This window comes from Trichocoleus sp. ST-U1 (assembly GCF_039961835.1).
GTDB lineage: Bacteria > Cyanobacteriota > Cyanobacteriia > Cyanobacteriales > FACHB-T130 > FACHB-T130.
This window is the reverse complement of the sequence record NZ_JAMPJZ010000130.1, coordinates 1-10194: the sequence shown is the minus strand read 5'-3', so window position 1 is coordinate 10194 and position 10194 is coordinate 1. Positions and strand designations below refer to the sequence as shown.

The 10194-nt window shown below is 46.5% G+C and carries 8 protein-coding genes and 3 tRNA genes; 2 read left to right on the top strand and 9 right to left on the bottom strand.

All coding sequences use genetic code 11. From position 1 onward, the window contains the following. Nucleotides 1-105 precede the first annotated feature (105 nt). The 4 genes from NDA06_RS25460 to NDA06_RS25445 form a co-directional block, all read right to left on the bottom strand. Complete coding sequence (locus tag NDA06_RS25460) at nt 106-945, bottom strand: molybdopterin-dependent oxidoreductase (RefSeq protein WP_190987199.1); 840 nt, start codon at nt 943-945, stop codon at nt 106-108. 9 nt (nt 946-954) lie between these two features. Further along, nucleotides 955-1965, bottom strand: a complete 1011-nt coding sequence (locus tag NDA06_RS25455) for a transposase (protein ID WP_190987200.1) — start codon at nt 1963-1965, stop codon at nt 955-957. Nucleotides 1966-1973: 8 nt separating this feature from the next. Continuing rightward, nucleotides 1974-3038 carry a hypothetical protein gene (locus tag NDA06_RS25450; protein ID WP_190411918.1) on the bottom strand — a complete coding sequence of 355 codons (1065 nt, stop codon included), beginning with the start codon at nt 3036-3038 and terminating at the stop codon, nt 1974-1976. A 139-nt stretch (nt 3039-3177) separates the two neighbouring features. Beyond that, a complete protein-coding gene (locus NDA06_RS25445) occupies nt 3178-3837 on the bottom strand; it encodes an Npun_F0813 family protein (protein ID WP_190987201.1) in 660 nt (219 codons plus the stop codon). A 321-nt stretch (nt 3838-4158) separates the two neighbouring features. Here NDA06_RS25445 and NDA06_RS25440 point away from each other — a divergent pair. Continuing rightward, a tRNA-Arg gene (locus NDA06_RS25440) sits at nt 4159-4232 on the top strand. Between the two features lie 794 nt (nt 4233-5026). Here the strand turns inward: NDA06_RS25440 and NDA06_RS25435 are convergent. The 5 genes from NDA06_RS25435 to NDA06_RS25415 form a co-directional block, all read right to left on the bottom strand. Continuing rightward, nucleotides 5027-5098, bottom strand: a tRNA-Thr gene (locus NDA06_RS25435). Nucleotides 5099-5186: 88 nt separating this feature from the next. Next, nucleotides 5187-5271 (bottom strand) — tRNA-Tyr (locus NDA06_RS25430). A 161-nt stretch (nt 5272-5432) separates the two neighbouring features. After that, a complete protein-coding gene (locus NDA06_RS25425) occupies nt 5433-6542 on the bottom strand; it encodes a CNNM domain-containing protein (protein WP_190411920.1) in 1110 nt (369 codons plus the stop codon). Between the two features lie 78 nt (nt 6543-6620). After that, on the bottom strand, nt 6621-8471 hold the full coding sequence (locus NDA06_RS25420; RefSeq protein WP_190985910.1) for an ABC transporter ATP-binding protein: 1851 nt from the start codon (nt 8469-8471) through the stop codon (nt 6621-6623). A gap of 336 nt (nt 8472-8807) precedes the next feature. After that, entirely contained in the window at nt 8808-8945 is a 138-nt protein-coding gene (locus tag NDA06_RS25415) for a hypothetical protein (RefSeq protein ID WP_190411922.1), read from the bottom strand. Between the two features lie 220 nt (nt 8946-9165). Here NDA06_RS25415 and NDA06_RS25410 point away from each other — a divergent pair, with 220 nt between their 5' ends. Next, nucleotides 9166-10119: a GDSL-type esterase/lipase family protein gene (locus NDA06_RS25410; RefSeq protein ID WP_190985911.1), complete on the top strand. Its 954-nt coding sequence runs from the start codon at nt 9166-9168 to the stop codon at nt 10117-10119. Nucleotides 10120-10194 lie beyond the last annotated feature (75 nt).

The following is a 10194-nucleotide window of genomic DNA, read 5'->3' as shown; positions in this document are numbered from 1 at the left end:
ATCGACAGAGCAAAAAAGTTCTTCTAGACTAAGCATGGGACGAGCCTGTAAAGCTGTTGTGTGATGACTTTTAGCTTACTCGCTTGTCCCCTCCTTATCCCGAACTCAGGTTACCTCAATGGCTGTAATCGGACTAGATTTGTCCAAGGCAACACCAGCAATCAAAATGCCGCTTTCCCAACCTATTTCACCCATGCGCCCCAAATGCACCCGATGCTGCCTGTTCCAAACGCGAGTGTTTTGTACTTGGCGCATCAGCGCATGAGTAGGAATTTCTGCGGTATGAGACCAGCCCTGACGTTCCCAAAAACCTCGCTTCTGGCTGCTGACAGCTTCAATCTCGACTAGCCATTTGGGTTGCTTCTGACCAAAGTGACCGGGAATAATGATGCGTAAAGGATAGCCATGCGACTGATTGAGAGCTTCGCCATTCATCTGGTGAACCAGTCGCACTTCTTGTCTCATGACTTCTGCAACTGGCAATGTTGTTTCGTAGGAATCAGCTCCGTGCAGCCTAAATTCTATGGCCTCTGATTTAACACCAGCTTGCTCTAGAAAAGGTAGCAAAGGGGTACCCGTCCATTGAGCGTTTCCAATCAGGTTGCCGCCAGTGGGATTGCCGATACATTCCATTGTCAAATAAAAATTTTCCTGCGGCGCTGCCATGATGTCTTGAAAAGTCAGCGTCAGCGGCTGGGCAACAGCACCCGTAACCTTTAACCGCCAGGTGTCCAGGTTAATCCTAGGCGGCAAGGCGTAAGATTGCACATAAAATTCGCTCAATGGCGTGAGCAGGTGTTCTGGCAGTTTTGAGTCTGGCTTGAGCAGGTCAAGCAAAAACAGCGGCTCTACGGACCCTGTTAACTGGCAGCCTGGGAGCAAGCTAGCCGCAATCAGCCCGCCGGATGTTTGTAGCAGCTGTTTGAGAACTTGACGGCGTTTCACCGCTGCCTCTTATAACGAATAAACTTGACCATCAATCAGCAAGCGAGTAATTCCCTTAGCTTGCAGTTGCGAACAAGTTTTCTGAAGCATCCTGCCATCTGGAACTTTAATCACTCGTTGGGTGCGGTTCGAGAACCTACGAGCTACCCGATGGTTATCGAAAACTGGTAGTGTTCTCTGTTGAACTTCTTGGGCAGGAATTTGTCCAAGATCGCTGAACTCTCGCAGGGGTCTGGCGATTAATTCTGCTGCTCGGTCTACAACTAAGTAGCAGGTTTTAGGAAGCACCGCGTTAGATAGCGGTAAGACTTGAACGCTAGCACGGTTTTGTCGCTTAAAGGTTCCTGCTGGAATCGGACTTTCTAGAGTTGGCGTATCATCCCAGTCGTCTTCGTCTTGGAGGTCTTCTAAATCATCGTCCTCGTCGTCCTCGTCGTCCTCGTCGTCTTCTAAATCAGTCAGTTCTTCCCCGAGCATCTCTTCTATGACACTGGCTTCTGCACTGTAATTGTTATCAAGTGGATCGGGGTTGTTACTTGGTGCGGCATCCACAGCCACCTGAAAAAGTGGCAGAGAAGAATCGATCCCAGGGAAAATTTCGGAAGGAATGTTTTCCTGCTCTTGTGCCCTCTCTTCCTCTGTAGAGACTGAGGAGCGCCTGCGACGCCTCCGTGGGGCGGTAGGGCTTGCCTCCAATGATTCCTCACTATCACTATCTGCAAAAGATTCTTGAGTGTGGGGAAAGGATTCTTCGCTCTCTACCGATGCGGTCAGCGATATTTCTACTGGCTCGTCGTCAGCTTCAGTTGCAGGTTCGGAAATTGAATGGGAGCGATTGGTTCGCTTTTGCTGGATTAGGGCTTCATATTCTGGCTCAGATAGACGACTTTTTAAAAGACGGCTAATCGTTGAATTACTGACATCATAACGACTAGCCAGGGTTGAGGTTGTCTCTCCTGGCTGTCGATACAGGTTGAGGATGTCGCGCTTATCTAATTCGGAAAGTTTTCTCACACTCATGCTACTTCCTAAGCACGTTTGCGTCCGCTACGACGGGAACGACTGGATGTATCAAATTCCAGGACAGCGCCAATGGCAAACAGGACGCCGCTGAAGACCCAAAATACTTCCAATAGTCCTCCGCTTTGATAATCATCACCAATGAATTTATCGGCGTATTTCAGCCACATATCAGCAACGTAGTATGAAAAAGCTGCCCCAGCAATCATCCGCCAAGACTGAGAAAAACGACCCCCCCAAAAGGCTAGCAATACGGTCGAGGCAACGATCAACAGAAAGATATCGCTAACAACGTAAAAAATGTTCAAAAAGGTCCCTAATGGCTCTAGAAATTTTTCTACTGATAGAACCCAGGCTGGAGCCTGATTTTCTCCAGTAGGAGCAGAGGGTTTTGCTTGTGCTGTTTTCACCACAGTAGCGGTTTTATTGACGGCTGGTGCTTTGGTGGCAGCGATCGCTTTCTTGGGTGAAGTCGCCTTCGCTATCTGTGTTGTTCCCTGTGTTGTTCCTACGGGTAAAGGTGGGGTTGCAGCGGATGCATTATTCGGGGAGGCAACCTGTAACCAGACTGCCAAGGCAATTCCGGCAACTGCGATCGCTGCAACGGTTGCCCACTGCCAAACTTCTAGATTCAGTCGCCGTGAGATGACAGCTAAAATCATTCCCCAGGCAAGAAATAAATAGGCAGGGACAAAAAACAAATCCCCAGGTGACACAATGGGTTCTTGGTGTAAAACCAGTTCCCAGTAGCAAAACAACAGGTTCCCGAGAAAATAGCACAACATCCCCAGTCCAAATCCCAGCCAGACGTTACGTCCGCTAACAATCTGGGGACTGCGCCAGTTTCTAAAACACAGCACTGCTGCGCCTAGGTAAGCTACCTCTTCAAAAATGTAAGTTCCAATCGAGTACCAAAGCGGACGCTCCTCTCCGGGCGCAGAAATGCTAAACAGCAGAAAATACAGTAGCGCTAGCACACCCCAGATTATTCCCGCAACGATTACTGTCTGTACGCTCAGAAGGGATTGTAAACCGGATACTTTTTCCGATGACTTTTCTAAAGAACTGCTCATAGTTTTTCAAAACAAGGATGCACGCAAGGTTTAATCGCAAATGCAATTCAATTAATAATCTGCTAACAAATCTCCTTTAAGAAGCGCAAGTGTCTCATCTTAATGCAAGCTTTGGCATATTTCCCAAACATTTTTTAGATTAGCGCCACAGCTTACCTAGGGGAGATTGATTTAGCCACTCCAGGAACTGAGACCGCTCTCCTGGTTGCATATCTTGTAATGTATCCTTTACTCCTTGGGCAAAGTGGGTATTGCCGAAATATTCCTTACCCAAGCGATGCAGTTCTTGTAACAAGGTGATCAGATGATGTTCCTCCCAAGGGGGAATTTGGAGGCTACTCAAAGGGTCCATTGTTAGCAAGTTTTTCACAGCTTCCGGCCCATCCGCACTGGGAAAGTGCCACTGACGGAAGACATCGCTAAGGTCTTTTTGAAATAATCCGGCTTGTCTGTTTCCTAATAGGTCTTCAACGTCTATGTAAACCGCCTGGAGCAACAAAAGGCAAGCTTGGGCGAGAAGGACAATTTTGACGTCACTACTAGCCTCCGCAGCCAGCTGATCTAGACGAATTTTGCCCCAGACGCTATACCGATCTGGCTCTTCCAGCAAGACGCAGGCTTTGCCACGGTTATCGGTAAGGTCTCGCCAAAAGGCTCTGGCTTCTTCTGCTTGATTAGCTGCAAATACACTGATCAAGCGAAAGGTTTGCCCCTGATAAGTGAGAATCGGGATCTGTTGCTCCCGCTTGGGGTGCTGAATGCTAGAAATTTCAACATCCTGCCGTTTCAGAATAAACATGACACTGGCAAATGACTCCTGACTTGGCCGGGGGCGTGGTGCGGCTAAAAAGCGATCGCCACGAAACTATATAAGGGCGCGATCCAGCCCTGGTGCTGGGATAAAATCGGACAACGCCGCGAGTGCGTCCGCGTAGCGCCTATCGCCTTGACTAATACACTATCGTATCCAAACGTCTGGGTATGTTGGTTTCTAGTTTACATTGAGCTTAAAGCTGCTTGAGCGATATATTTGGAAAGCTTTGGCTTTCTGGGTTGCTTTGCAGCACTCGGCACAGATACAATCTACGACAGAGCCAAGTTTGGCGATCCATTTTCATGTGGGTGCGTAACTCAGGTGGATAGAGTAGCTGCCTTCTAAGCAGTTTGTCGGGGGTTCGAGTCCCTCCGCACCCGTTTTAACTCAATAAAAATCCTTATTTTCAAAAATTGGGTAATAAAGGTGCATAAGGCAGGGAAAACGCATCTAAAATGCTGGATGTCTCTCCCCGTAGGAATTTTATCAGTTGCTCAGCCTTAAGCCTAAATGCTTGAACCCCTTGTCGAGTAGGTATTTCACAGATAAGATGCGTTTGTCTTGGGGCGTAAGGCAACAACACCAGCGTAGTTATCATCATAAGGTTTATAGCTCGTGACCTGTTCTTAATACCGCCACAACCAAGTTAATTTTTGGCTATAAAGCACGATCGATTAGAATCAGCCAGCTCTTTTAGGGTTAGCGACACTCTACACGAGTTTTTTTAGTATTTTTGTCAAAGCTCGATTAGAGAAATTGCGAGTCATCTATTGCTTTAGGAGTCCCTTATATTTTTGGAACCTAAGAATTATGTAAATAGGTGATAAATGGTCATTCTTGCTTGTAGGAATCTGAATTCATCAATACTGCCACAGGATTCTGCAATGTATGACGTGTATTTAGCTAGTGACAAATCAAGCCGCTCATGGCTTATATGCGATTTAATCATCCTATCTGTAGCTGCTAAAATTTTTCATCTACAGTACCTCTAGACTCCTTAAAAGCGGCCAAGCAATGATTTTTCAGTTGAATATCTCTAGTTAAAGAGCCATGCGTGTACTCTCATGAAGAAGATACTTCCTGGATATCTAAAAGATTGGGTAGAATCTCCAGAAACATAACTTCTGAAGTCAGATCATCCGGATAAAACTTTGATTAATTTATTTGCTGAAAAAGCCCGTGACGAGGATTGAACTCGTGACCTCACCCTTACCAAGGGTGTGCTCTACCACTGAGCCACACGGGCAGTTTTATAAGTTATAAACGTTAAATTTTGAGTCGGTTATCTTAATTAAAGAATAACTCAAAACTTATGGCTTAGAACTTTTGTTGCGTGGTGGGCCGAGCTGGATTTGAACCAGCGTAGGCATAGCCAGCGGATTTACAGTCCGCCCCCATTAACCACTCGGGCATCGACCCATTTGTTCCACGATTAATAATCGTAGCACAAGGTTTAGAAAATGCAAAAGTTTTTTGAAAATTGATTTTATAGCTGTGGAAAAAGTGACGGGCAGTGCAAGTCAGACGATGAGAGCGGGAATCTACAGTGCTTACTCCTACATTGATCCCTGTCCTCTGAATCAGCCGCCACCAGAGCGGGTGGCATTTTTCGTAGCGATCGCTCGACTGGGAAAGTCACTTTCATCGTAAATTTCGCCAACCAGCTCCTCCAGAATGTCTTCCAGCGTGATCAACCCTACCGTGCCCCCATACTCATCGACGACGATGGCAATGTGAAGGCGTTGTTGCAACATATCCTTCAGTAGATTGGCGGCTCGTTTCGTGTCCGGCACGTATACTGGCGGGTCCATCGCCTCTGTCACCAAGCCATTATCAATCCCTTCTTTTTTCAAAAACCTCAGCTGCTGGAGCGCTCGCTTCAGGTGAACAACGCCGACAATTTGATCCTTAGACTCCTCCTGCACGGGAATACGGGAATATCCTGTCTCCAGACACAGATTCACAAACTCCTGCAAGGTCGCTTCATGAGAGATTGTCCTCATGTCAATCCGTGGCTTAACCAGATCGCGGGTGCTGAGACTGTCTAGCATCAAGGCTTTGTTCAGCAGCTGGTGTTTGTGTAAATCCAGATGCCCCTTGCCTCCCAAAATTTCAATCATCAGATGGAGGTCTCTTAAAGACTCTCCCTCTTGAACAACACCCCCCTGAAACAGGCGAATTACCCGCTGAGTAATTTGCTCAAATAAATAAATGAGCGGGCCGAGAACGATAGATAGCAAGTAAATCGGGCGAACGGCAAACTTAAAAACTGGCATCACATTGTTGATTGCCAGAGATTTAGGGGTAACTTCTCCAAAAATCAGCACTAGAAAAGTAACAACAGCAGTAGCAATTCCCAATCCTGCATTCCCTAACCAGAGGGCAAATAAGTTACTGGTCAGAATTGCTGAAAAATTATTAACTAGATTGTTACCGACTAGAAGGGTAGTGATAAACCGACCCCGATTTTCTAAGACCAGCGCAAACATCCGGCGCGGGTCTCCTTGCTCTTGAATCAGCGCCCTGAGTTTAAGGTTGTCGAGGGCTGTAATCGCCGTTTCCGAGCCGGAGAAAAAAGCAGAAAGCAAAAGCATCAATCCCAGCACCGCGATATCGAGCCAAACACTTCCTAAAAGGGGACCCAGATCGGAAGTAACTAGAATATATGACTGAACGGGTAAAACAATCACGGGAAGCTGTAAAAGGCAAAAGTTAAAAAGCAAAAGGAAAAAGAAAGATTTTTCACTTTTGCCTTTTTCCTTTTAACTTTAGAGTAGCTCACCTGTTTCTTGTAGGGAGTGCAAACGTCGGTAAATTCCTTTGCGGTGCAGTAGTTCAGCATGGCTACCGACTTCTACAATTTGACCTTGATCGAGAACTACAATTTTGTCTGCTTCCCGGATGGTACTAAGTCTGTGAGCAATGATAATGGTGGTGCGGGTGCCGAGGATGCTACGCATTGCTAACTGAATTGAGCGCTCAGATTCGTAGTCGAGGCTAGAAGTTGCTTCATCAAAGATGAGGATATCTGGATCGACCAAGAGTGCCCTAGCAATTCCCAAGCGCTGTCGTTGTCCCCCAGACAGCCGCATTCCCCGCTCTCCAACAACGGTGTAGTACCCTTGCGGCAGATGCTCAATGACTTCGTCTACTCTGGCAATGCGGCAAGCTTCCTGAACCTGTTCAACCGTAGCTTTGGGGTTGCCATAGGTAAGGTTTTCAAGCAACGTCCCGTTGAAAATATCTACTTCCTGGTGAACAATTGCCAGACGCCGCCGATAGCCAGTGACATCCAAAGTGCGAATGTCTTGACCATCCATTAAAATCTGACCTTGATGGGGTTCAAAATACCGGAACAGAAGCTTGACTAAGGTAGACTTACCCGACCCCGAACGCCCCACCAGCGCTACAGTTTGATAAGGTTCGATGAGTAGGTTAATGTTTTCTAAAACTGGGCGATCGCTGTCATAGCCAAAGCTCAGATGGGAAAATTCGACTTTGCCGGTAAATTGATAGGACAATTCAGAACCACGAGAATCCTGAGTTCCTCTTTCTGCCGTCTGCGTTCTGGTTTGAGACAGAATGACCGCATCTACGCCTACAGGTACGTGCATGAACTCGTGGAACCGGAGCATGGAGGCATAGCGACGAGCAAATATCTCAGCGAGGTTGCTAATAGGTTCTAGCTCCGAGTAGGCCATGCTGGAGATGGTCAACGTAGTAACGAAGTGTCCTAGTGAAATCTTTCCCTGTAAGGTGGCGTTGAGGGTCAAACCAAGTACTAGAAAGACACAAAACTGGATGATTGTCCTTTGGGAAGTAGCTAGGATGACGTAACCTCTATGAATGCGGTAGTCAACAACTTTGAACTCCCGCTCTAGGCGCTGTCGTTGACGCTCCAGTTCTCTCTGTTCGGTGGCAAAGGCTTTGACGGTTTTAATGTTGGTAATAATTTCCGAAGTACGACTTTCAGTATTTTCCTGATATCGATCCAGTTTCTGTTCGCGATCGCTCAGTTGCTTGAGGTCTTTGAGGGTGAAGCTGAGGATGAAGATGAAGGAAATTAGGAAAATTACGGCAATTCGCCACTCAATTAGCCAGATCATCGCAAAGATACCCAGCACCCGAACGAGTTTGGGAATCAACTGTCCGGCGACTTCAGGATAAGTCCAGGTGTGATTAGCGAGTCCTCTAGCAACTCGTCCGGCGATTCGTCCAGGGTTGTTTTCTTCGTAAAATTCTAGCGGTAGAGTGACGATTTTTTCGAGAACTTTTATGCTGTGGTCTCGACGCGATCGCAAGGCTGTATCCCAGTGAAACCAGATGCCGAGCCAAGGCTGAATGGGCGCTCTAACGACGGTGACTAACAAGATTAATCCCATTAGCACTGAGAGGGAAAGGAATCGATTTGCCGGTAAGTTGCTAACTTCAGCGATGAGAGCGATCGCATTTTGCAATCCCCGATCCAGCGGTTGACCGGACAGTACGTTGAGAATCTGCCCAATTGTGTAAGGAACTACCAGATCGATGATTTCAAAGAGACTAGATGCCGCAATACTTAAAAGCGCGACGATTCGATATTTTCGGTAATAACCGAGGATATCCCGAATGCTTGCCATAATTCTTTCTTGATGAAAAATAGCCAATAAAAAATTCCAGAGTCAGGCTCAAAAAGCGACTCTAGAAAAACTTGTATCTTGCATCCAGTAACTTCATATCGCAGCTACACAAATCAAACCCATCTCCATAGGTTTGAAAACATTTCACTTGTCTGTAGTCAAGCAAAAGGTTGGTGTAGTCCTATGCAGCCTGAGGCAAAAGATACGCGAAAGACATTTTGGGTTGAATAACAAAGTGACTCCCGAACAAGGAAGTTTTACAGGAGCTTTGAGATAACCTATCGATTGAACTTATGGCTTCATCAGCATCGGTAGTGGCCTCGGTTTAGTAACGAGTTACATAGCGTAGGCTGAGTGAAGTGCCCACCAAACAAGAAAAGCAATACCACCCAAAACCAACACAGATGAGATAGCGATCGCTTTTGGGCTATCAGCTCCCTCGAACTTCATAATTCCACGGTTCAAGTCTGACATAAGGCTGCGATCCTCCTTTACTCGGAGCTAGACAACAATTTGTAAACATATCTTAACCCATGACTACGTTAGCGGCTGAGGGAGGATTCGTCTATCACCCGAATGGGTCATAAATGGGTTGGGTTAAGATGGGAGCGACTTTTAAGACTGCAAAACTGAAGTGCTGCAAGATTTAAGCTAGATCGGGTCACGATCTATGTACATAGGGGATTGATTATCCGTGAAAATTGTGCTGATTGTTTTGGCAGTTGTTGTGGGGTTGGTACTGGCGGTAGAGGTGGGATTGCGGCTGCTATTTGGCTTTGGAAATCCCTTGATTTATATTGCCGATGAACAGATTGGATATTTATTAGCGCCAAATCAGCGGACTCGCAGGTTTGGCAATCTGATAGAAATTAATCAGTATTCAATGCGAAGCCCAAAAATCACGGAAACTCGCCCTGAATCTACGCTGCGGGTGCTGCTGTTGGGAGATTCCATTGCGAATGGTGGCTGGTGGACAGATCAGGCTGAGACGCTTTCAGCCATGATGATTCAACAGTTGCAATCCTCTATTGATGGTAAAACTTTTAAGCAAATAGAAGTTCTCAACGCTTCAGCGAACTCTTGGTGTCCGCGCAATGAATTAGCGTACTTAAAGCAGTTTGGTACGTTCGATGCTCAGGTAGTCGTGTTGCTGATTAATACTGACGATCTGTTCGGGACTGCGCCAACTTCAATCCCGGTGGGGCGCGATCGCAATTACCCCGACCAAAAACCGCCCCTAGCGCTTGTAGAGGCATTCAGCCGCTATTTGTTAAAGGCACCGCCAGTACCAGAGATGAAAGCAGTGAACGCGGAATCAGGTGATCGCGTTGGGTTTAATCTAAACGCCATTCAAGAAATCCACACAATCGCAGAGCAAAAAGGTGCCCGTTTTTTACTCGCAATGACACCCCTAAAGCGAGAAATCGGCGAACCGGGTTCTCGTGATTATGAACTGAAAGCGCGACAGCGCCTTATCGACTTAATCCAAAACCAACACATTACCTATACAGATTTTCTGCCCATTTTCAACTCAAAAGAGCAGCCAGAAACTCTGTACCGAGATCATATCCATCTCAGCCCTCAAGGAAATCAGCTGGTTAATGAAGAAATTGGGCGATCGCTCAGTCAATTAAACATGCGAAATTAAAAATTAAAAATTGCGGAATTTTTACTTTGGTAGTGGTAAAACATAGTGTTAATTAGTAGTAGAACCTTTGCTTCA